The organism is Stenotrophomonas sp. ATs4 (assembly GCF_051861585.1).
In the GTDB taxonomy this organism is placed as follows: Bacteria; Pseudomonadota; Gammaproteobacteria; order Xanthomonadales; family Xanthomonadaceae; genus Stenotrophomonas; species Stenotrophomonas maltophilia_AS.
In genome coordinates this window covers 109,994-132,805 of the sequence record NZ_JBLYPK010000005.1, presented here as the reverse complement: position 1 = coordinate 132,805, position 22,812 = coordinate 109,994, and the positions used below count along the sequence as shown (strand labels likewise).

Genomic DNA, 22,812 nt, shown 5'->3' with positions numbered 1-22,812 from the left:
GCGGATGGGGTCATGGCATTCGCCTGGGAACCGCGAAGAGCATCCACGCATGGCGTGGATCTACTGGTCGGTCGCAGGGGGCACGGCATTCGCCTGGGAACCGCGAAGAGCATCCACGCATGGCGTGGATCTACTGGTCGGTCGCGGGCGGCATGGCAGCCACGCATGACGTGGATCTGCCGGGGTCAGAGCCCTTTGCTGCGCAAAGGGATCCGACCCCGCCCCTCATTGCCTCAGAACGCCATCGAGGTGCTGAACATCAGCTGCCGTGGCGCGCTGCGCTGCAGGGTCTGGTAATCCCCCGAGAACGACGAGCCGGCGATGGTGGCGGTTCCGATGTTGTGTCGGTTGAACAGATTGCTCACGTCCAGCCGCAGCTCCAGGCCGGGCACGGCGCTGTCCGCGCCGAACCGGTAGGCAGCATAGGTGTTGACCTGCCAGAAGGTTGGCACGCGGATGTCGTTCTCGTAGGTGAAAGGCTGGCGCAGGTAGGAGGTGCTGGTGGCGCCAAAACGCCAGTCACCGAAGTGGGCGGACAGGTCGCTGACCAGCGAGATCTGCGGGTAGCCCGGCTGGGCATTGCCCTTGATCGGGTACACCGTATCGCCCACCACGAAGTCACTGTCGTAGTACGAACGGGCCACGGCCACGCCCTGGTAGAACTGCAGGTGGTCGGTCAGGTCGGCGGTGATGCCGAGGTCGGCGCCGATCACGTGCATCTTCGGCATCAGCCGCACGGTGTTGATCTGCGCAAACTGAGTGCCGATGGCGGCCGACAGCAGGCGGTTGCGGATGTCGTTGTAGAACACATCGCCGGTGATCGTCAGCCGATCGAAGCGATGCGAGGCGCCCACCGTGAGGTTCCAGTTCTTTTCCGGACGCAACGTGCCGGCCACGCGGTCGAATTCTTCCTGGTCGGTGATGGTCCACGCAGAGGCGGTGTAGCCGATGTTGCCGCGCTGGGCGACGCGGTAGCCGTTCATGGTGTTGGCCAGGTCGATGAAGGCATCGGTGGATTCGGTCGGGCTCCAGAACAGCGAGACATGCGGCAGGAAGTTGCTCTTCGCGCGCAGCGTGCCGTTCACCGGCCGGTCCTTGGCGTCACCGAGGCCACCACCGCTGGTGCGGAAGTCCACGGCCTTGAAGCCGACACCCAGCTTCAGCGTATCGTTCAGCACGATGTCGTCCTGCAGGTAGAACTGGCGCGAGCGGGTCACCCAGCTCGATGCGTTGTCGGTCTTGAACGCGGGGCCGTACACATCGAACGGACCGGTGGCCTTCAGCGGTGGGCCCTCGCCCAGCAGCGGCTGCTGGTACCACTCGGTCTTGGCCGCGGCCCTGCTCTTCTCCTGCCAGAAGCCGGCAGTGAAGGTGTGCGCGCCGGTCTCGAACTGCAGGTTGACCATGCCGCCCAGCCGGTTGAGGCGCGGCGTCTGAACCTGTTCGGAGAACGGTGCGCCATTGGGTGACGGTACGGTCGGGTCGGTCAGCGTGGCCTGGGTGTGGCTGTTGGCGTTGTACAGCTGCACGTTGCCACTCAGCGCCGGACTGATCTGGAAGCGATGGTTGATCGAGGACACGCGGTCGCGGGTGGTCTGGCCGGTGTCGTACGGAATCAGTTCGGACAGCTCACCGCAGGTGTACGCGCCGCAGGACTTGTCCGCGTTCTCCGGCGAGGCCACGTACCAGGCCCACGCATAATCCGGGTAGAAGATGTCAGCCTTCCAGCCCAGCTTGCGGATCATGTCGAAGGAGATGTTGTTGTAGCCCCATACCTTGGCCTTGCTGTCGGACAGGAACACGGTGACATCGCCCCAGGCGACGTCCTGCTGCAGCTTCAAGTCGCCGCGCAGGAAGTTCTGCGTGCCTTCGCCCTGGTACTTGTCGGCGGACACGCGCTGCAGGTCGACCAGCACTTTCGGGCCATGCTCGCCGAGCTGGCCGCTCTGCCCGGATACGGTGGTGACCAACGTATTGTTGCTGCCCACGCCCTGCTTCACGCGCAGGCTGGGCGTGTCCTGCAGCTCGCGCAGGCGGTATTCCAGGCTGCCGCCGTTGACGCTGCTGGAGAACACGCTGACCGGTGCGCCGCCGGGGCTGACCGTGACAGCGCCGATGCCATCGGGCACGCCCACGTTCACCACGCTGGTGCCGGTAAGCGAGAGGAAGCCGTTGTCGTTCAGCGGCACACCCTCGAAGGTGATGCCCATTTCATTCATGCGGAAGCCGCGCACGAACAGACTGGTGGCCGAGATATCCAGGCCCAGCCCGTCGGTGGCGGTGTAGCTGGCACCGGGCACCTGCTTCAGCATGGCCAGGCCGTTGTTGCCGGTGACCATCGCGTCGAGGTCTTCTGCCTTGATGATGTAGCGGTTGGGGCCGACCACCTGGGTCGGTGCAACGGCGGCCCCGCGTGGTGTGGCGATGACCTGCAGGGCGTTGAGGGTGGTAGGCGAGTCGTGCGCGGCATCGTGCGCTTCTGCAGCATACGCAGGTGCGGCGATGGCAGCGATGATGGCCAGGGCGAGGCGCGTCGTGGGTGGGGTATTCATGGGCGCAGATCCAGGGTGCAGGGGGAGAGCGGCGCAGGCGCACGCCCAGCGCGTTGCGGCACCGGTGTCGGCGCTCTGGCTGGCGGTGCGATTGCGTTGAGGGAGCAACGGCGCGGTGCGCGCCGGTCAGCAGCAGAGGAAGACGATCCTCTGCCTCAGAATTCGATGGCGTGATTTCGACGTGCGAAATTCTTGCATCGCATTGCCGCATTCGCCATTGCGCGGTGGTACAGCGCCGATGGCGATGGGGATGGGTGGGTTATACGTGAGTATAGCCCCGGCGTGGTAGAGGCCGACCTTGGTCGGCGCTTGCCGTCTGCGTGTGCCAACCAAGGTTGGCACCTACCGGGGCGGATGAGGTTGGCACCTACCAGGGCATAGGGACGCGCGGTTACTGCAGGACGAAACGCTCGATCGCCCGTGCCACGCCTTCATCGGCATTGCTGCTGGTCTCGAACCGCGCAACGGCCTTCACCGCATCGATGGCGTTGCCCATCGCCACGCTGGTACCGGCGTACTGCAGCATGGTCAGGTCGTTTTCCTGGTCACCGATGGCCATCACGTTGGCGCGGTCGATGCCCAGGTGCTCGGCCAGCTTCTGCAGACTCGGGCCCTTGCCGGCGCGGTGGTCGAACACTTCAAGGAAATAGGGCGCGCTCTTCAACACCGCGAAGCGCTCGGTCAGCTCGTTGGGCAGGCGCGCGATGGCGGCGTCCAGCACCTCCGGCTCATCGATCATCATCAGCTTGATGAAGGGCATCGACGGGTCCATGTCGGCCACGCGGCGGTAGGACAGCGGCATCCGCGAAAGATGCGAGTCGGCCACGGTGTAGTAGCTGATGTCCTGGTTGGGCGTGTACATGCGCTGGCTGTCCAGCGCCTGGAAGTGCACGCCCAGTTCGCGGGCCACCTGCTCGCAGAACAGGAAATCACCGAAGCTGAGCGGATACTCGACCACGGTTTCGCGCGTGCCGATGCGCTGCACCAGGCCGCCATTGCAGGCGATGCAGTAGTCGTCGTCGCCGGTGATGCCCAGCTCGTGCAGGAACGGTGCCAGGCCGGGAACCGGGCGGCCACTGGTCAGCACGATGTGCACGCCCAGCGCGCGCGCCTGTGCGATCGCCTGCTTGGCCCGCGCTGTGAGCGTGTGGGTGGGGTCCAGCAGGGTGCCATCCATGTCGATGGCGACCAGTTCGATGGTCGATTGCCGGCGGCCCATGTCCATTGCGTTCAACTCGTGCGGGGCACGCCAGTTTACCCCCTCATGCCCGGTTCACCTCTTTGCCCACGTTGGCCGGGATACTGCAGGAGCCTGTGCGTCCCCCACCGCAGGACGGCCCATTGACCGCCCTTCCCTGGAGAACCTTGCGACGCATGACCTACCGTGCCCCAGAAACCAATGACAGCGCGCCCCTGGCCCTGCAGATCGAGCAGATGATCGACGAGCTGCCCGGCGACCAGGTGAGCGTCGGCACCCTGCTCAGCGCGCTGGGCGATGAGGGCCTGCTGCTGATCGTGATCCTGCTCTCGGCCATCTTCATCATTCCGGTGTCGATTCCCGGGCTGAGTACGGTGTTTGGCGCCTCGATCCTGTTGATCGGCCTGAGCCGGGTGCGCAACCGCCCGCTGTGGGTGCCGCAGAAGCTGGCACACCGCGAGATCGCCACCGACAAGCTGAAGGCCAACCTCGGCCGTGCGCTGAAGTGGGTGCACCGCATGGAGCGGCTGTCGCGGCCGATGCGGCTGGCGGTGATGGTGCGCTCGAAGAAGATGATGCATCTGAACAACCTGATGCTGGTGTTTGCAACCCTGCTGCTGATGGCGCCGGCCGGGCCGATTCCCTTCAGCAACACGCTGCCCGCGCTGGCGCTGATGTCCTTTGCGATCGGCTTCATCCAGCGCGATGGTGCTGCGGTGGCAGCCGGATATGGTTTCGTGGTGGCCACGGTGGTGTATTTCGGCGTACTGCTGGGTGGCGTGGGGTTTGCTGCCGAGTCGGTGTTCAGCGGGTTCCGCAGCAGTACCGCGGAACTGTAGAGCCGAGCCCATGCTCGGCTTACGCGCGCACCGCGCGGGTTTCCGTGCACCGAACGAAGAGCAGCCGAGCATGGGCTCGGCTCTACAGAATTACTTGGCTGACACCCGCCACACCACGTCGCCCACGTCATCAGCCACCAGCAATGCGCCCTCGGCATCCATCGCCATACCCACCGGCGCACCCATCAGCGTCTTCTCGTCCTTCGAGGCAAAGCCACTGACCACAGTCTGCGGCCGCCCGGTCGGTTTGCCGTCCTTGAACGGTACATACACCACTTCGTAGCCGCTCAGCGGTGAGCGGTCCCAGCTGCCGTGCTCGCCGATGAAGGCGCCACCGTGGTACTGCGCCGGCAATGCCTGGCCGGTGTAGAACAGCAGGCCCAGCGGCGCCACGTGCGAGCCGATGGCGTAGTCCGGCACGATCGCCTTGGCCACCAGATCCGGTCGCTGCGGCTGCACGCGCTCGTCCACGTGCTGGCCGTAGTAGCTGTAGGGCCAGCCGTAGAAGCCATCTTCCTTCACCGAGGTGAGGTAATCAGGCACCAGGTCGGCACCGATCTCGTCGCGTTCGTTCGCCACCGCCCACAGCTTCCCGGTGCTCGGCTCCCAGTCCAGCCCGGTCGGGTTGCGGATGCCAGACGCGTAGATGCGACTGCCACGCGTGGCCACGTCCACTTCCAGTACCACCGCACGGCGGTATTCGACGGCCAGGCCATTTTCGGTGATGTTGCTGTTGGAACCCACGCCCACGTACAGCTTGCTGCCATCGCGACTGGCCAGCAGTTCCTTGGTCCAGTGGTGGTTGATGGTGCTGGGCAGGTCGGTGAACTCGCGGCCCTTGTCGGACATGCGGGTTTCGCCGGGCACGTAGCGGTACTGCATGATGTTGCCGGTGTTGGCCACGTACAGCGTGTCACCGATCAGCTGGATGCCGAACGGCGAATGCAGGCCTTCGATGTAGACGTGCTGGGTCCAGGTGTTCGTTCCCGGCGTGCGGCGCAACAGGGTGACCCGGTTGCCGCCCTTTCCGGCCTTGCCCGAGCGCGCCTTCACCTTGCCGGCAATCCACTGCTTGGGCGTGGTGATCGGTTCTTCGCCGGGGCCATTGCCTTCCACCACCAGTACATCGCCATTGGGCAGGGTCAGCAGGCGCCGCGGATGCTGCAGATTGGCGGCGATGCGCTCGATCTTCAGGCCCTCGGCCACCGTGGGTGACTGGCCATCGGCCCAGCCCACGCCGCGCGGCACCTGCATCGGTGGCATCAGGAAGTTCTTCGGTGCCGGCAGCGGCGGCTTCGCACCGGACTGGTCGGTGGGGTGGTATTCGGCCTTGCCCGCGCAGGCCGACAGGGTGACGGCCAGTGCCAGCGCGGCCACGGTGGGCAGGATGTGCTTAGCCATGACGACCTCCCTGCAGCACCGGCGGCTGCAGTGACAGCAAGATCAGGCCCAGTGCGATCAGGGCCACGGTCAGCGCCGACAGGATCGTGCCCGGCACCGCAACGGCGTACGCATCGCGGCTGTGCACGAAAGCGTTCCAGATGGCCAGCACCACTGCGATCAGGTTGAGGAAGAAGTCGATGCGATCGATACGGGTGGCCGTGCCATTGCGGCGCCAGACCGTGAACAGGTTGATCAAGCGCGGAATGATGGCGATCAGCAGGCCGAAGGTGATCAGCCAGGCCGCGGCCTTGCCCCACATCACCTCGGCGCTGTTGAGGTAGATCGCGTCGAAGATCAGTGCGCCGACGAAGAAGCCGAAGGGTATCGGGTTCAACAGGCTGAACAGCGTGGTGCCGAGGCCGCGATGGGCCTGGGCCAGAGGGTTGACCATCATCGTGCTCCGATGCGGAAGGGTGCAGAGGGGTTTAGTAGCACAGCGGGATGTGAGGGCGCGCGATGACACCTGGTTGATCCACGCCATGCGTGGATAGGCATGCCAACCAAGGTTGGCATCCACCAGATGCCGGCCATGGCGCCAGTAGATCCACGCCATGCGTGGATACGGGTGCCAGCCAAGGTTGGCATCCACCAGATGCGGGGCAAGGCAGTCGTCATTACCCCACGGCATAAGTGTTTGTGACGCAATCGGCACATCTGCACATTGCGGGCGTGAAGAGGTAGGGGGTTGTTCGTTGTGTCGCGTTTGGCTCGTTGCGATGGGGCAGATCCGCCCCGCCGTCCTGCCATGCCGATTCACAACAGAAGGATTCGTGTATGAAGCGACACACGCAACGCTCCGCGCCACCGCGCTCCGCGCGCCTGGCCCTTGCTACTGCCCTGGTACTGGGCAGCCTGGCCGTCACCGCCCAGGCCCAGCAGGCCGATCCACTGGCGGGAATCCAGTGGCATCTGCTCAACACCGGGCAGACGGTCCCGGCCGATACGCTGCCAGTAGCCGGCAACGATCTGAACGTGGATGGCCTGTACCGCAACGGCATCCGCGGCCAGGGCGTGATCATCGGCATCGTCGATGACGGCCTGCAGATCGCGCATCCGGACCTGGCGGCCAACGTGGCGGCAGTGGCCGGCAAGAACTTCGCCAATGGCTCGAACAACCCCACCCCGTCCAATCCGGACGTCGACAATCACGGCACCATGGTCGGCGGCATCGCCGGTGCGGTGGGTGCCAACAACCTGGGCGTGCGTGGTGTGGCGCCGGCGGCAACGCTGAAAGGCTTCAACCCGATTTCGCGCACGGCGCAGGGCAGCCAGCAGAGCAACATCGAGTACGCCTGGTGGGACGGCGCAGAATCGGCCGACGTGCAGGTGTTCAACAACAGCTGGGGCGCCGGCCCGGGCAATCCGAACCTGCCGTTGGCGTACAGCGAGAACACGATACGTTCGTATGAGCAGGCGCTGTCGGGTACGCGCGGTGGCCGCGGCGGCATCTACGTGAAATCGGCCGGCAACAACTTCAACAACGCCTCGATCAGCCAGACCCAGGATGTCTGCACCACCGACACCAAGAACCGCAATACCGGCTGCGTGCCGGCCGGCCGCGATCCGCGCAACAACCTGTTCAACGTGATCACCGTGGCGGCGGTGCGCGCCGATGGCGTGCGCTCGTCGTACTCCTCCACCGGCTCGGCCCTGTGGGTCTCGGCCTTCGGCGGTGAATACGGCCTGCAGGCCCAGTACGCCCCCGGCCTGGTGGCACGCGCGTACGACCCGGCCATCGTCACCACCGACGTGACCGGGTGCGCGCAGGGCAGCAACAAGAACACCAACCGCCAGAACACACTGGACAGCAACCTGTCGGCCATCGACAGCACCTGCAACTACACCGCCAAGATGAACGGCACCTCGGCATCGGCACCGATGGTGTCGGGCGTGGCGGCATTGGTGCTGGAAGCCAATCCGAACCTGTCCTATCGCGATGTGAAGTACATCCTGGCCACCACCGCCACCCGCAACCACCCGAACCAGCCGGCGGTGACGCTGGCCGACGGGCGCACGCTGGTGCCGGGCTGGACGGTGAACGCCGCCAACCGTGCCTACAGCAACTGGTACGGTTTCGGTGTGGTCAACGCCGCCCGTGCAGTAGAGGTCGCCGAGAACTTCCAGTCGCTGGGACCGCTGGTCGACAGCGGCTGGCGCAACACGACGCGTACCGTGGCCATCGGCAACACCTCGGCCGCCGCCGCACGCCTGACCTTCCAGTTGGCCAACGGCGCGCGCAACATCGAAAGCGTGCAGTTGGGCTTGCGGGTCAACCACCGCAACACGCGCCAGCTGCAGTTCGTGCTGGTCTCGCCCAGCGGCACCCGCAGCGTAGTGCAACCGGCGTTCACCGCGATCGGTTCGGGCACGGGCGGTGCGCAGAGCAACTTCACCAGCTGGGACCTGCTGTCCAGCAATGCCTTCCTGGATGAGAATGCCAGCGGCACCTGGACGCTGGAAGTCACCGACATGGGGCAGGCCGCGAACGCTGCATCGCGCGGCAACCTCGAATTCTTCAAGATCCGCGTTCTGGGGCACTGATGATGAAGACGACCATTCTGTTGAGCACGCTCGCCTTCGCGGCGATGACCTCCCCTGCCTGGGCACAGAGCTCGGGGCAGACTCCTCCGGCAAGGACCCTGTCGACCGTGGATGCGCAGGAATTGAAGGCGTCCGCTACCGGCCGCTCGTTCGACGTGGGCGGCACACGCTTCCAGCTGTCTCCCTCGACCACCGTGAAGCAGGCCAGCGGCGGTCAGTTCACGATCACCCCGCAGGCGGCGGCGACCACCAGCTCCCGTACGAAGCGTTCGCTGGATGGCGCAGCGGCAGCGCCTGCTGATGCCGGCACCGGCAAGTTCGCGGCGGCGGTCTCACGTGACGGAGCGCCGGTGGTAGCGACCTCGCGGGTCAAGGTGTTCTTCACCGATACAGCATCTGCCCAGCGCGCGGCAACCGCTACCGGCGGTACCGTGGTGAAGGTATCCAAGGCTTCGGGCCAGGCCATCGTGGAGTACCCGTCGGTGAACGCGGCACTGGATGCGAGCACCAAGCTGCTGTCCACCGCCGGTATCCGCGCTACCGAGCCGGACGTGGTGCAGTGGGAAGAGACCAAGTAAGGCGTTGAGTGGTGCCCCCGGCCGGTTGGCTCTCCTGGCCGGCCGGGGGATTGGTATTGGGGGATGTGCCGACCAACGGTCGGCACCCACCGGATTGCTGATGTCGACACCTACCGGGCGGCGAGCGTGTCGCTGTGCTTGAGGCTGCAGCTGGCCAGTGCGTCGTTGCCGGCGGCCGGATGGGCCGGTTCCAGCAGCAGCCGCTGCACGTCGGAGAACAGCTTCTCCACCGGCATGCCATAGGGCGCGAACAGGCGCAGGCGGCCCTGGCGGTCGAACACGTAGCCGCCCGCGATATGGCTCATGGTGTAGGTCTCCGGCACCTGGCCGGGTTCCTTCTCGTAGAACGCCTTGAAGTCGCTGGCCATCGCGGCCAGTTGTGCTTCGTTGCCGACCAGTGCAATCGCCTTGGGGTCGAAGGCTTCCACATAGGTGCGCGCAACCTCTGGTGTGTCGCGGGCCGGGTCGACGCTGACGAACACCACCTGCAGCTGGTCGGCATCCTTGCCCATCAGGTGCTTGACCTGGCTCAGCTCGACCATGGTGGTCGGGCACACATCAGGGCAGCTGGTGAAACCGAAGAACAGATAGGTCACCTGCCCCTGCAGGTCCTTCGGGCCGCGCACGGTGCCGTGGCTGTCGGGCATCGACCACTGCTGGCCAAGCGCTTCGCAGGCGATGTCCTTGGAATAGAAGTCCATGCGCGACTGCGCGCTGCAGCCGGCCAGCAGGCCGACGGCCAGGCCTGCCAGCAGCGGCAGGCGGAAACGGGGAGAGAACAACGAACGGACAACAGCAGCAGGACGCTTCACGGGTACCACCAACGCAGACGCGGGCGGGGTCTCGGTCAGGCCTGCCCTTGGGGGAAAGAGGACGGAGGTGCCGGGGTGATCGCGCGGTCCGTGCCGATCACCCCGGCCACGGTCAGTTGATCATCATGTGGTAGTGCATGCTCCAGATGATCCACACCGACAGCGCGACGACGATGAACAGGATCACCAGGGTGAACACGAAGCTGGCCAGGTTCCAGCCACCTTCGGACTTGCGATCCATGTGCAGGAAATAGACCAGCTGCACCAGGATCTGCGCCACCGCGAAGCCAACCAGCAGGAACAGCGTGAGCGGCCGCGACAGTACCGGGTTCATCACCAGCGCGAACGGCACCACGGTCAGCAGCGCGCACAGCACGAAGCCGATCAGGTAGGACTTGGTGGAGCCGTGCGCATTGCCGGCGCGCGACGTTTCGACGTGGGCCATGTCAGAAGGCTCCGATCAGGTAGACGAAGGTGAAGACGCAGATCCACACCAGGTCCAGGAAGTGCCAGAACAGGCTCAGGCACGACACGCGGGTGATGTTGGTCGGGGTCAGGCCACGGCTGTAGACCTGGTGCATGACCACCGCCATCCAGATCAGGCCGCTGGCCACGTGCAGGCCGTGGGTGGCCACCAGGGCGAAGAACGCCGACAGGTAGGCACTGGTGCTCGGGCCCGCACCTTCGTGGATCAGGTGCGAGAACTCGTAGATCTCCATGCCGATGAACGAGGCACCGAGCACGAAGGTCACGCCCAGCCAGCGCAGCACCGCCGAGGCATCGTGACGATGCATCGCCAGTACGGCCTGGCCATAGGTGATGCTGGAGACCAGCAGCAGGAAGGTCTCGGCCATCACGAACGGCAGCGAGAACAGGTCCTTGCCGGTGGGGCCGCCGGCGTAGGCGGTGCTGAGCACCGCGTACGAGGCGAACAGCGAACCGAACAGCACCAGGTCGGACATGAGGTAGACCCACATGCCGAACACTTTCATGCCGCCCTGTTCGTGGCCGTGGTCGTGCTCGTGGTGGTCCTCGTGCGCCTGTGTGTCGCTGGCCAGCTCGGGGCGGGTCAACAGGTTCATGCGCGTACCTCCTTCAACTTGGCCAGGCTGGCCGCTTCGGTGCGCGCCACCTCTTCGGAACTGACGTGGTAGTCCACGTCCTCGTCGTAGGACCGCACGATCAGGGTCACGATCATCGCGATGAAGCTGGCCGCGGCCATCCACCAGATGTGCCAGACCAGGGCGAAGCACAGCACCAGGATCCAGATGTTGAGGATCAGCGGCACGCCGGTGTTCTTCGGCATGTGAATCGGTGCGTACTTCTTCGGCGGCGGCGGCAGGCCACGCTTCTTCGCTTCGTGGAAGGCGTCCAGCTCATCAGCCTTGGGCACCACGGCGAAGTTGTAGAACGGCGGCGGCGACGGCGTGGCCCACTCCAGCGTGCGTGCGTTCCACGGGTCGCCGGTGAGGTCCAGGTTGCGCTTGCGGTCGCGCACGCTCACGTAGATCTGCACCAGCATCAGGATGATGCCCGCGAACACGAACAGTGCACCGATGAAGGCGGCGATCAGGTACGGCGTCCACGCCGGGTTGTCGTACTGGTTCATGCGACGGGTCATGCCCATGAAGCCGAGCATGTACAGCGGCATGAAGGCCAGGTAGAAGCCGATCACCCAGCAGGCGAACGACCACTTGCCCAGGCGCTCGTTGAGGGTGAAGCCGAACACCTTCGGGAACCAGTAGACGAAGCCGGCCAGGTAGCCGAACAGCGCGCCACCAATGATGGTGTTGTGGAAGTGGGCAACCAGGAACAGGCTGTTGTGCAGCAGGAAGTCCGCGCCCGGAATGGCCAGCAGCACGCCGGTCATGCCACCGATGGTGAAGGTGACCAGGAACGCGATGGTCCACAGCATCGGCACGCTGAACTCCACGCGGCCGCCGTACATGGTGAACAGCCAGGTGAAGATCTTCACGCCGGTGGGAATGGCGATGATCATCGTCATGATGCCGAAGAAGGCATTGACGCTGGCACCCGAGCCCATGGTGAAGAAGTGGTGCAGCCAGACGATGAACGACAGGATGCCGATCGCCAGCGTGGCACCGACCATCGATTTGTAGCCGAACAGTTTCTTGCGCGAGAACGTGGCGGTGACTTCAGAGAAGATGCCGAACGCCGGCAGCACCAGGATGTACACCTCCGGATGGCCCCAGGCCCACACCAGGTTCACGTACATCATCGGGTTGCCACCCAACGTGTTGGTGTAGAAGTTGAAGTCCAGGTAGCGGTCCAGGGTGAGCGCACCCAGGGCGACGGTCAGGATCGGGAAGGCGGCGATGATGATCACGCTGGTGACCAGCACGGTCCAGGTGAACACCGGCATCTTCATCAGGGTCATGCCCGGCGCACGCATGCGCAGGATGGTGATGAACAGGTTGACGCCGGTCAGCAACGTGCCGATGCCCGACGCCTGCAATGCCCAGATGTAGTAGTCCACGCCCACGCCGGGACTGAACTCGATGCCTGACAGCGGCGGATAGGCGACCCAGCCGGTCATGGCGAACTCGCCAACGCCGAGCGAGATCATCATCAGCGCTGCGCCGACCACGAAGATCCAGAAGCTGAAGGCGTTGAGGAACGGGAACGCCATGTCGCGCGCGCCGATCTGCAGCGGCACGATGATGTTCATCAGGCCGACCACGAACGGGGTGGCCACGAAGAAGATCATGATCACCCCGTGTGCGGTGAAGATCTGGTCGTAGTGCTCCGGTGGCAGGAAGCCATCACTGCCCGGCCCGGCCGCCGCCAGCTGCGCGCGCATCATCAGCGCATCGGCGAAGCCGCGCACCAGCATGACCAGCGCCACCACCACGTACATGATGCCGATCTTCTTGTGGTCCACGGTGGTGAACCAGTCGCGCCAGAGCACGCCCCACAACTTGAAGTAGCTCACCGCGCCGAGCAGCGCGAGGCCGCCCAGCACCATGGCCGCCAATGTGACCACGACGATCGGCTCGTGCAGCGGCACGGCCTCCCACGTCAATTTACCCAACATGTTCGTTACTCCTGGGAAACCTGGGCACCGCCGGCAGCGCCCGCCGGGGTAGCAGCAGCGGTGTTCTCACCGACGCCGATGAACTGGTCGATGACCTTCTTGAACAGCAGCGGTTCAACACTGGAGAAGTGCTGCACCGGCGCGTTCTTCGACGGCGCTGCCAGCGCCTTGAACTGCGTGAAGCTGAGCGCGTCCGGCGCGCTGCGCACCTCGGCCACCCAGCGATCGAACTCTTCGTTGCTGCTGGCGGTGGCAATGAACTTCATGTTCGAGAAGCCGTGCCCGCTGTAGTTGCCGGACATGCCACGGAACTGGCCGGGCTCGTTGGCGATCAGGTGCAGCTGCGTGCGCATGCCGGCCATCGCATAGATCTGCCCACCCAGCTGCGGGATGAAGAAGGTATTCATCGTCGAGTTGGAGGTGATGTTGAACGCCAGCGGGCGGTTGGCCGGGAAGTTGAGCTGGTTGACCGTGGCGATGCCCAGGTCCGGGTACACGAACACCCACTTCCAGTCGGTGGCGATCACGTCCACGTGCAGCGGTTCACCGGCCACGTCCAGCGGCTTGTACGGGTCCAGCTCGTGGGTCGACTTCCACACGATCACCGCCAGGCCGGCAATGATCAGCAGCGGCACGCCCCAGACCACAATCTCCACCTTGGTGGAGTGCGACCAGTCCGGCGTGTATTTCGCTTTGGTGTTGCCGGCACGGAAGCGCCAGGCGAACACGAAGGTCAGCACGATGGCCGGTATCACCACGATCAGCATCACGCCGATGCAGATCAGGATCAGGTCGCGCTGTGCGATCCCGACCATACCCTTCGAATCCAGCAGCACCCAGTCACAGCCCGACAGGCCGACGCAGGCCAGGGCGACCAGCGCCAGGCGGATGCGGTTCCAGCAGATATTCATTGGAGGTCAACCCTGTTGAAGAAGCGCGCTTGACCGGCTCGCCTGCGCGCAGCGCCCGGGCGTGGAGCGGCTACACTGTGGGTACGAGGTCGCCTACAAGCAGGCGAACCACTCCAATCAAGCCCATACAAGATACAGCATTGTATGGACTTGTGCATCTGCACGTATGGAAAAAACTGACCGATGACGCCACCTGCCGCCGGCCGCCGCCTGAAACACCCCAATCGCACCTGGGTTCGCCCCTTCCGCGAGGGCGCCGGCCCGCTGTACCTGCAGATTGCCCAGCAGGTGCGCGAGGCGGTGGATGACGGCGTGCTGCGCCCAGGCGACCGCCTTCCGCCGCAGCGCGACCTGGCCCAGCAGGTGGGCGTGGACCTGACTACCGTTACCCGTGCCTTCGCCGAGCTGCGCCAGGCCGGCCTGCTGGATGCGCAGGGCGCTGGCGGCACCTTCATCGCGCTGTCGGCCGGCAACCGCAGCACCTCGGTGGACCTGAGCATGAACATCCCGCCGCTGCTGGGCAGCGCGCCGTTCGCACAGGGCATGGAGGCTGGCCTCCAGCACGTGGGCCAGCAGCTGGGCCAGGGCGAACTGATGAGCTACCACGTCGGCGCCGGCACCCGCGAGGACCGCGCCGCCGCCGTGCAGTGGCTGGCGCCGATGCTGGGCACGGTGGGTGCCGACCAGGTGGTGATCTGCCCCGGCGCACAGACCGCGCTGTGTGCGCTGATCCTGGCCCGCACCCAGCCGGGCGAGCTGATCGCCGCCGAACAGCTGACCTATCCGGGCCTGCTGGCGGCCGCGCGCGTGCTGCAGCGGGGCGTGGTGCCGGTGGCAATGGACGCCGAAGGCATGCTGCCGGAGGCGCTGGAGGAGGCCTGCCAGCTGCGCCGTCCGCGCCTGTTGTACCTGGTACCGACCATCCAGAACCCGACCACGGCGACGATGTCGGCGCAGCGCCGGCAGGCCCTGTTGGCGGTCGCGAAGCGCCACGATCTGACCGTGATCGAAGACGATCCCTACTGGTTGCTGGCCGGGGACGCCGCACCGCCGCTGGCTGCCCACCGCGATGCCGGCTGCCCGGTCTACTACATCTCCACCCTGTCCAAGTGCCTGGCCCCGGGCCTGCGCACCGCCTACCTGGTGGTGCCGGCCGGCGAGCCGATGGAACCGGTGCTGGACGCTCTGCGCGCGATCGCGCTGATGCCGACCCAGTCGATGGTGGCGGTGGCCTCGCAGTGGATCCGCAGCGGCCAGGCCCGGGACATGGTGCAGCGCTTCCAGCAGGAGCTGCGCGAGCGCCAGGCGATTGCCGCGCAGTACCTGCCGTCCCGCGCACAGGCGCATCCGGCCGGCCTGCATGTGTGGCTGCCGCTGCCGCCACGGCTGGACCAGTACCGGCTGATCCAGGCCGCACAGGAACAGGGCCTGGGCATCGCCAGCTCGGATGCCTTCAGCGTGGAGGAGCCGCCGCCGGGCAACGCGATCCGCCTGTCGCTGGGCGGCGCGGTCGACCAGGGCGCACTGGCCGGGGCGCTGGCCAAGCTGAACGAGATCCTGTCCGAAGCCCCGGAGGCCCGGCACAACGCCATCGTCTGAACCGGGTGCATGGCGCCTTATCCATACAAGATGATATTTTGTATGCAATGTATGGATGAAGGGATGTGCATCGATGCGCGCCGAGAAACTGAAGTTCCACCTGGTGATGGCCGGGTGCGGCGGCTTTGTGCTGCTGATGCTGGCCGCGCTGGCCTGGGTCTGCCTGCAGCCGCAGACCGTGGACGTGCAGGCCGCCGAGCGCCACGCCATCGAGCAATGCGTGCAGCGCAGCGAGGATCCGTCACGCAGCGAGATCCAGCGCCGCGCGCAGGCTGATTCCTGTCGCGAGATGCGCAAGCAGTACGTGCACAAGTTCGGTGGAGAAGCGTCCTGATGGGCGCAGCCGCGCCGCGTCGCCGCTGGCTGCTGCCGACGATGATCGCCCTCGCCTGCCTGTTCATGGCCGGCGTGGCGGCTGCGCTGTGGCAGTACTTCGGCTACAGCGCGCAGTCCACCTTCACCGAACAGGCCATCGTCTTCGACGACTCGCAACTGCGACTGCCGGCCGATCTGGCCGGTGATACCGGCCGCATCCGCGTGGTGCATTTCTGGGACCCGGCGTGTGCGGTCTGCAACCGCGAGACCGGTGCGCACCTGAGCTACCTGATCAGCATGTACCGCCGCGCCGGCATCGACTTCTATGCGATCCGTCGCCCGGGTACCCAGGGCGAGCTGCCCGAGCCGCTGCGCAACAAGGTGATCAACCTGCCGACCATCGATGGCATCGAATACATCCCGGCCAGCCCCGCCGTTGCCATCTGGGATCGCCAGGGCCACCTGGCCTACGCCGGCCCGTACAGCATCGGCATGGTCTGCAACTCGGCCAACAGCTTCGTCGAACCGCTGCTGGACAAGCTGGTGCGTGGTGAGACCGTACGCCCGAAAGGACTGCTTGCCGTGGGCTGCTACTGCCCCTGGCAAGCCAAGCGCTGAGGACGCGCAATGACATCACCGACGCTGGCCGGTGCGGCCGCCGCAAACAACAACGGCGGTCACCTGTCCGAACCGACCGATGGTTATGGACAGGCTCCCGCCGTTGGAAGCAACGATACGCCCCGACATGCTCCGTACATGCCGCGACCGGATGTCGCAGCCCGCGAATGGGTGCTGGACGTGCTGGCGCACAGCGGGCCGATCTACCTGCGCATCGTCAATTCACTGGAGCGCACAGTGCGCCGCGGCGGCCTCGCGCCGGGCCAGCGCCTGCCCTCGCAACGCGCGTTGGCACAGCAGCTCGGCATCGACCTGACCACGGTCACCCGCGCCTTCGATGAAGCACGCAAGCGCGGGTTGATCGAAGCACGCGGACCACAAGGCAGTTTCATCGCACCGCCCAAGGCAGGCTTCGACCAGGCGGTGGACCTGAGCATGAACGTGCCGCCGGTGCCCGACGCCGATGCGCTGGCCGAGACACTGCGCCGCGGTGCCGCCGCCGTGCTTGCACGCAGCAACGCGCCGAACCTGATGACCTATCACCTGGGCGGCGGCAACCCGACCGACCGCCACGCAGCGGCGCGCTGGCTGCAACCGATGCTGGGAAAGGTGGACGACGCCTGCCTGCTGCTGACTGAAGGGGCGCAGGTGGCGCTGGCCGCGATCCTGGTCAGCCAGGGCCGCGACGACGACGCGATCCTATGTGACACGCTGGTCTATCCGGGCCTGCTGCAGGCGGCGGCCGCACTGGGCCGGCGGTTGCTGCCGGTGGACAGTGACGAACACGGCATGTGCCCTGAAGCGCTGCTGCGACAGGCACGCGAAAGCGGCGCGCGCCTGGTCTACCTCAATCCCACCTGCCAGAACCCGACCGCGCTGACCCTGCCGCTGCAGCGACGCGAAGCGCTGGCGCGCGTGTTGGAAAGCGAAGGCCTGCTGGCGATCGAAGATGATCCGTACTGGCACCTCGCCGAAGATGCGCCGATACCGTTGGCAGCACTGGCACCGCGTCATGTGTTCTATGTAGCGACGCTGTCGAAGGTGATCAGCCCCGGCCTGCGTACCGCGTTCGTGCAGTGCCCGAGCGCTGCGCACGCCGAGGCGATGACGGCCGCGTTGCGGGCGACGCGGCTGATGGGCCATCCGCTGGTCTCGGCACTGGCCAGCCAACTGCTGCTGGATGGTTCAGCGCAGTCACTGCTGGCCCAGGTACGCACCGAGGCACGCGAACGCATGCGCATGGCGCGCTACCTGCTGGCACCGTCGCTGCTGCAGCGCGCGGAAGGGCTGCATGCGTGGTGCCGGATACCGGCGCCGTGGACCGACGCCACGCTGGTGCGGACCGCACAGCTGCAGGGGCTGGCGATCGCGCCGTCATCGGCGTTCTGCCCGCCGGGCGTATTGCACCAGAGCGGTGTGCGGTTGTCGCTGGGGCTGGCGGCGGACCGTCGGCAGCTGGAAAGCGCGCTGCGGCGGATTGACCGGTTGTTGTTGTCGGATGCGTTGCCGGCGATTGATCGGTAGGCGGAAAGCATCCACGCATGGCGTGGATCTACTGGACCCGTTCACGCCGTCCATGGGTGAATTTCCAATCGTTGCCACCCGATCCCAGTAGATCCACGCCATGCGTGGATGGGATATGCCGGCCGCTGGCCGGCAGCTGCACATGGGCGACGGTCATGAGGTTGCCGGCCAGCGGCCGGCACCACCGTTTATTGTCAGGCCAACGCCGCCAACGCCTTCACCAACGCGTCCATCTGCTCCGGCCGGGTGAACACCGACGGCGTCACCCGCACGCAGGCACCGGAGTCCAACCCGTCGCGATGGGTGGTGAACACGCGATGCTCGTCCAGCAGGCGCTTCTGCAGCGCGATGTTATCAGCCACGCTGGTGCGCCCGCGCAGGCGGAAGCTGGCCAATGCACTGGCCAACCCCGGGTCCGGCGAAGACAGCACTTCAATGTGCGCCATCTGCCGTGCCGGCAGCGTCCAGCGCTCACGCAGGTAGCGCAGGCGCGCCTGCTTGTTGGCTACGCCGATGCGCTGGTGCAGGGCGATCGCTTCCGGCAGTGCAAGGTAGGCGGCGAAGTTGACCGTGCCGGTGTGCACGCGGCTGCCCACGCGGCCGTCGTCGGTCTCGCCCATGTAGGGATCCAGGTCGGCCACACGCCCCTTGCGCACGTACATCGCGCCGACGCCCACCGGCGCACCGATCCACTTGTGCAGGTTGATGCCGACGAAATCGGCCTTCAACTGCGGCACCGCATAGTCGAGCTGGCCGAAACCATGGGCCGCATCGACGACCACATCGATGCCGCGTGCACGCGCTCGCTCGGCGATCTCAGCCACCGGCACCACCAGTCCATGGCGGTGGCTGACTTGGGTCAACAGCACCAGCTTCAGGCGCGGCAACCGCGCGAATGCGTCCTCGTACGCCTGCAGGATCTGTGCGTGGTCCGGCACCGGCGGCAGCGCGATACGCTCGACCTGCACGCCGCGACGCTGCTGCAACCAGCGCATCGCGCCAATCATGCTGTCGTAGTCGATGTCGGCATACAGCACCTGGTCACCGGGCTGCAGGCGGTTGTAGCCGCCGATCAGCGCCAGCATCGCCTCGGTGGCGCCACGGGTCAGTGCGATCTCATCGGCGCCCACACCCAGTAGCTCTGCCACCTGCCGCTGCACCGCCATGTACTGCGCCGGGAATTCACGGCGACCGTACCAGGCGTTGCCACGGTTCACCTCGGCCGTGTGGCGCTGGTAGCTGGCCAGCGTCTCGCGGCCCATCGCACCCCAGTAGCCGTTTTCCAGGTGGTTCACTTCGTCGGTGATGTCGAAGTGGCTGGCCACGGCGGCCCAGTAGCCTTCATCGCGGGCCAGCACGTCCGGCGCCACGGTCGTTGCGGGTATCTGCATGGGCGCAGCGTAACGCGCGGCGGCCATGGCAGGCAGTGAAGACAGTGCGGCTGCGGCTGGTAGCAGCGTGCCGGCACGCAGCAGGGAACGGCGCGTGCGGTCCATCAGAAGCTCAGCCGGTACTGCGCGTACAGGTTGGCGCCGTCGGTGTCGTACGGCGCGTTGCGCGAGTAGACCAGGCCGCGACTGGCCTGGAAGACCGCTTCGTCCGGGTAGCGGTCCAGCACGTTGTCGGCGCCGACGCGCAGGCTGTGGTGTTCGTTGATGCGATAGCCCACCGCCAGGTCGAGGAAACTCATCGCGCCGAAGCGCTGGTAGATATCGCCCACCGCATTGCCGCTGGAGTCGGTCCAGGCACCGTAGTAGCGCATGCGCGCCATCAACGACCAGGCGCCGATGTCCCAGCTGCCGGTCAGGCTGCCCTTGTGCTCGGGCAGGCGGTCTTCAAACAGCACGCGCTGGGTCTCGTTGGTGGCCACCGAGGTGTTGCCGTTGTCCACGCGGGTGCGGTTGTAGTTGTAGGCCAGGGTCAGCGTCATCCGGCCCGCGCCGAGGTCACGCAGGTAGTTGCCGACCACGTCCACGCCGGTGGTAGTGGTATCGAAGTCGTTGGTGAAGTAGTTCACCGAGGTATAGCCCAGCGGATTGGGAGTACCGGCCGGAATGGCGAAGCTGGCCGACTGGCTGAAGCGGTCGGTCAGCTTGATCTGGTAGACGTCCACCGAACCGGACAGCCCCAGGTCGGTGCGCCAGGTCAGGCCCAGCGACGCCGTACGCGATTCCTCCGGCTTCAGCGGCCGGGCACCGAGAAGCTGCGCCAGCGGATCGTTCGGCGACAGGCGGCCACTGGTGAAGATCTGCAGCGTGCGCGTATCCAGGCCCTGGGTGGTGCTGGTGGTGTTGAGCTGCGCGGGTGTCGGAGCACGGAAGCCAGTGGACACGGTGCCGCGCAGGGCCACGTCCGGGGTGATCGCGAAGCGCGCCGAGAGCTTGCCGTCCAGCGTGCTGCCGAAGCTGGAGAAATCCTCGTAGCGGCTGGCCGCACCGATGCTCCAGCGCTCACCCAGCGGCACTTCCATATCCACGTAGGCGGCCTTGCTGCGCTGGCTCCATTGCCCGGCCTGGCTGGCCGAAAAACCCGGCGCGCCGTTGGAGTTGGCTTCCAGACCCGCGGCCGCGCCCGGACCCACCGCGTACGAGGCCGGGTCACCGGCGCGCACCTGGTAGGTCTCCTGGCGGAACTCGCCACCGAAGGCGACGTTGATCGGCTTGGACAGCGCGCCCACGTCCCACTCGTAGTTGAAGTCGGCGTTGGCGTTCTTCTCGGTCTGGGTCAGGCGGCCCAGATCGAACGCGGTGGGGCTGGCAGGACCGAGCGAGGCATTGATCGAGTTCTTCAGGCTGTAGTCGATCGCGTTGCGGCCGTACGAGGCGCTGACATCCCAGCGCAGCTTGGGCGTGATCTCGCCGCGCAGGCCACCGACCAGCTGCAAGTCGTTCTGCGTATTGCCGTACTGCGGGCTGAAGCCCACCGGGTACAGCGAGCGCAGGTTCCAACCCGGGAAGATGGCGGTGGTGCGATACGCGCCGGTGGTGGTGTCCGGGTTGCGCCAGTTGAAATCGCTGACGCCTTCGCTGTGGCTGTACAGGCCGAACGCGTAGAGCTCCAGCGTATCGCTGGCGTTGGCTTTCACGTTGAAGCCGACGCGGCGACTTTCCAGTTCCGGCTGGCCCCAGCGCTGCACCGGGTTGGGCACGTCCAACTCCGGATGCGCAGCCTGGAAGGCGATGGCATCCGGGCGCTGGCGGGTGCGCGAGGTGGCGTCGGAGTTGGACGATTCAGCGAACAGCACCAGGCTGCCGTAGTCGCCCAGCGACCACCCGGTGCGCGCGCTGAAGTCACGCGACGCGCCATCACCCTGCGCGTACTGCGAGTAGCCGGCGGTGATCTCAGTGCCAGGGCCATCCTCGAGAATGATGTTGATGACACCGGCGATGGCGTCCGAACCGTACTGTGCCGATGCACCATCGCGCAGCACTTCGATGCGCTTGATCGCACTGGTTGGGATCTGCGCCAGGTCGGCCGCCTGCGCGCCACGGTTGCCGAGCAGCGCGCTGCGATGGAAGCGTCGGCCGTTGACCAGTACCAGCGTCTGGTCCGGTGACAAGCCACGCAGGGTGGCCGGGCGCACGAACACCTGGCCGTCCGCCATCGGCAGGCGCTGCACCACGAACGACGGCACCAGCTGGGCCAGTACGTCCTTCAGATCGGTGGTTTGAACGGACGCGATGTCTTCCTTGGTGAACACGTCCACCGGCGCCAGCGTTTCGAACTGGGTGCGGTTGGAGGCGCGGGTACCGGTGACCAGCATCGCGTCTAGCTGCGTAGGTGCGGCACGGCTGCCACCGGCCGCATCGACCGCATCGGCCTCCGCTGCGATCGCGCCTCCTGCGCTGGCCATGGAAAGGGCAAGGAGGATGGAACGCGAAAGCTTCGAACGATGCACGGCAGGGCTCCGGGAGGACGCGACAGGGCCAGCACCGGTGCGGACACTACAGGCCTGGACAAGGCGCGCAGTCTCGGCGCGATCTGTGAAGGAGGCATGACGTCAGTACGACAGCTTGATGCCGCACGGGCGCACGCGCAGGCAGTGGATGCCGCGATACGGTTCTTCGACCATTCACTGCGCTAGTGGCCGCCGGGCATGGCCCGGCGCTACAGTGGGTGCGTCAAAGAGGATTGATCATGCGCCTGTTGCACCTCACTCTGCCGGTGTCCGATGTCGCCACCGTGGCCGCGTACTTCCACGATGTGCTGCAGCAGCGTGTGGTCGGAAACCATGTGCACGTCGGCTGGAGCACGATCGAACTGCAGCCTGCGCAAGGACGTCCGGTCGGCGGCGTGCATCTGGCGTTCAACGTGCCGGACAACCGCTTCAGCGAGGCGATGGCGTGGTTGCGCGAACGTACGCCGCTGCAGCGTAACCCTGCAGGGTTGGACTACTTCGCACTGGAAAGCAGTTGGCAGTCGCAGTCGGTGTACTTCACCGGCCCGGACGGCCTGATCCTGGAACTGATCGGCCGCCGCCGCTTGCCGGCCAGTGCGCGCGAAGGCGCCTTCCATGGCAGCGAACTGACCTGCCTGAGCGAGGTCGGCCTGCCCAGCCACGATGTCGATGCTGTGCGCGAACACTCCAATCAACGCTTCGGCCTGCAACCGATCAGCCCGGCCTCACCGCAGTTCGCGCCGATGGGCGACGACGAGGGCCTGCTGATCGTGGTCGCCGCCGATCGTCGCTGGTTCCCCGAGCAGAAGGACCTGCCCAATGCACAGGGCCTGTTGCTGCGTGTGGGCGAGGTCGCCGGCAGCGGCGAGCTCGTCGACGATGCCTTGGGCTGGCGGGTCGTCTCGACCTGACCCGCCGTTGCAGACACG

The 22,812-nt window shown here is 66.0% G+C and carries 19 protein-coding genes; 8 read left to right on the top strand and 11 right to left on the bottom strand.

Features of this window, described 5'->3' with window-relative positions; genetic code table 11:
• Positions 1-233 precede the first annotated feature (233 nt).
• Positions 234-2,552, bottom strand: coding sequence for a TonB-dependent receptor (locus tag ABR323_RS10535; protein ID WP_439449264.1), 2,319 nt, complete (start codon positions 2,550-2,552; stop codon positions 234-236).
• Positions 2,553-2,943: 391 nt separating this feature from the next.
• Positions 2,944-3,777: a sugar-phosphatase gene (gene yidA / locus ABR323_RS10530; RefSeq protein ID WP_439449263.1), complete on the bottom strand. Its 834-nt coding sequence runs from the start codon at positions 3,775-3,777 to the stop codon at positions 2,944-2,946.
• Positions 3,778-3,926: 149 nt separating this feature from the next.
• Between yidA and ABR323_RS10525 the strand changes: the two genes are divergently transcribed.
• A complete protein-coding gene (locus tag ABR323_RS10525; protein ID WP_439449262.1) occupies positions 3,927-4,589 on the top strand; it encodes an exopolysaccharide biosynthesis protein in 663 nt (220 codons plus the stop codon).
• Positions 4,590-4,679: 90 nt separating this feature from the next.
• Here ABR323_RS10525 and ABR323_RS10520 read toward each other — a convergent pair whose 3' ends face one another.
• A complete protein-coding gene (locus ABR323_RS10520) occupies positions 4,680-5,990 on the bottom strand; it encodes a PQQ-dependent sugar dehydrogenase (protein WP_439449261.1) in 1,311 nt (436 codons plus the stop codon).
• A complete protein-coding gene (locus tag ABR323_RS10515) occupies positions 5,983-6,423 on the bottom strand; it encodes a DUF2231 domain-containing protein (protein WP_094001248.1) in 441 nt (146 codons plus the stop codon). The genes ABR323_RS10520 and ABR323_RS10515 overlap by 8 nt, the downstream gene beginning before the upstream one ends.
• A 383-nt stretch (positions 6,424-6,806) precedes the next feature.
• Between ABR323_RS10515 and ABR323_RS10510 the strand changes: the two genes are divergently transcribed.
• Together ABR323_RS10510 and ABR323_RS10505 are read left to right on the top strand one after the other, a co-directional pair.
• Positions 6,807-8,573: a S8 family serine peptidase gene (locus tag ABR323_RS10510; RefSeq protein WP_439449260.1), complete on the top strand. Its 1,767-nt coding sequence runs from the start codon at positions 6,807-6,809 to the stop codon at positions 8,571-8,573.
• A complete protein-coding gene (locus ABR323_RS10505) occupies positions 8,573-9,151 on the top strand; it encodes a DNA breaking-rejoining protein (RefSeq protein ID WP_439449259.1) in 579 nt (192 codons plus the stop codon). The genes ABR323_RS10510 and ABR323_RS10505 overlap by 1 nt, the downstream gene beginning before the upstream one ends.
• A gap of 110 nt (positions 9,152-9,261) precedes the next feature.
• Here the strand turns inward: ABR323_RS10505 and ABR323_RS10500 are convergent, their stop codons facing one another.
• The 5 genes from ABR323_RS10500 to cyoA form a co-directional block, all read right to left on the bottom strand.
• Positions 9,262-9,933, bottom strand: a complete 672-nt coding sequence (locus ABR323_RS10500) for an SCO family protein (protein WP_439449427.1) — start codon at positions 9,931-9,933, stop codon at positions 9,262-9,264.
• 142 nt (positions 9,934-10,075) lie between these two features.
• Positions 10,076-10,408, bottom strand: coding sequence for a cytochrome o ubiquinol oxidase subunit IV (gene cyoD / locus ABR323_RS10495; RefSeq protein ID WP_006399830.1), 333 nt, complete (start codon positions 10,406-10,408; stop codon positions 10,076-10,078).
• Between the two features lies 1 nt (position 10,409).
• On the bottom strand, positions 10,410-11,045 hold the full coding sequence (gene cyoC, locus ABR323_RS10490; RefSeq protein WP_197615540.1) for a cytochrome o ubiquinol oxidase subunit III: 636 nt from the start codon (positions 11,043-11,045) through the stop codon (positions 10,410-10,412).
• Positions 11,042-13,018 (bottom strand): cytochrome o ubiquinol oxidase subunit I, encoded by a 1,977-nt coding sequence (gene cyoB / locus ABR323_RS10485; protein WP_439449258.1) that lies wholly within the window; start codon positions 13,016-13,018, stop codon positions 11,042-11,044. The genes cyoC and cyoB overlap by 4 nt, the downstream gene beginning before the upstream one ends.
• A gap of 5 nt (positions 13,019-13,023) precedes the next feature.
• A complete protein-coding gene (gene cyoA / locus ABR323_RS10480; RefSeq protein WP_439449257.1) occupies positions 13,024-13,929 on the bottom strand; it encodes a ubiquinol oxidase subunit II in 906 nt (301 codons plus the stop codon).
• A gap of 183 nt (positions 13,930-14,112) precedes the next feature.
• Between cyoA and ABR323_RS10475 the strand changes: the two genes are divergently transcribed.
• The 4 genes from ABR323_RS10475 to ABR323_RS10460 all read left to right on the top strand — a co-directional run bounded on the left by ABR323_RS10475 (position 14,113) and on the right by ABR323_RS10460 (position 17,985).
• Positions 14,113-15,528, top strand: a complete 1,416-nt coding sequence (locus ABR323_RS10475; protein ID WP_439449256.1) for a PLP-dependent aminotransferase family protein — start codon at positions 14,113-14,115, stop codon at positions 15,526-15,528.
• Between the two features lie 73 nt (positions 15,529-15,601).
• Complete coding sequence (locus ABR323_RS10470) at positions 15,602-15,862, top strand: hypothetical protein (RefSeq protein ID WP_439449255.1); 261 nt, start codon at positions 15,602-15,604, stop codon at positions 15,860-15,862.
• Complete coding sequence (locus ABR323_RS10465) at positions 15,862-16,461, top strand: DUF6436 domain-containing protein (protein ID WP_439449254.1); 600 nt, start codon at positions 15,862-15,864, stop codon at positions 16,459-16,461. Before ABR323_RS10470 ends, ABR323_RS10465 begins: the two co-directional genes overlap by 1 nt.
• A 9-nt stretch (positions 16,462-16,470) precedes the next feature.
• Positions 16,471-17,985 (top strand): PLP-dependent aminotransferase family protein, encoded by a 1,515-nt coding sequence (locus ABR323_RS10460; protein ID WP_439449253.1) that lies wholly within the window; start codon positions 16,471-16,473, stop codon positions 17,983-17,985.
• A 194-nt stretch (positions 17,986-18,179) separates the two neighbouring features.
• Here the strand turns inward: ABR323_RS10460 and ABR323_RS10455 are convergent, their stop codons facing one another.
• Both ABR323_RS10455 and ABR323_RS10450 read right to left on the bottom strand, forming a co-directional pair.
• The gene (locus tag ABR323_RS10455; protein ID WP_439449252.1) at positions 18,180-19,481 is read right to left on the bottom strand and encodes an aminotransferase class V-fold PLP-dependent enzyme; all 1,302 of its coding nucleotides are present in this window, start codon (positions 19,479-19,481) and stop codon (positions 18,180-18,182) included.
• Positions 19,481-21,883: a TonB-dependent receptor plug domain-containing protein gene (locus tag ABR323_RS10450; RefSeq protein ID WP_439449251.1), complete on the bottom strand. Its 2,403-nt coding sequence runs from the start codon at positions 21,881-21,883 to the stop codon at positions 19,481-19,483. The genes ABR323_RS10455 and ABR323_RS10450 overlap by 1 nt, the downstream gene beginning before the upstream one ends.
• Before the next feature lie 239 nt (positions 21,884-22,122).
• Between ABR323_RS10450 and ABR323_RS10445 the strand changes: the two genes are divergently transcribed.
• Complete coding sequence (locus ABR323_RS10445) at positions 22,123-22,794, top strand: VOC family protein (protein WP_439449250.1); 672 nt, start codon at positions 22,123-22,125, stop codon at positions 22,792-22,794.
• The last annotated feature ends 18 nt before the right edge of the window (positions 22,795-22,812 follow it).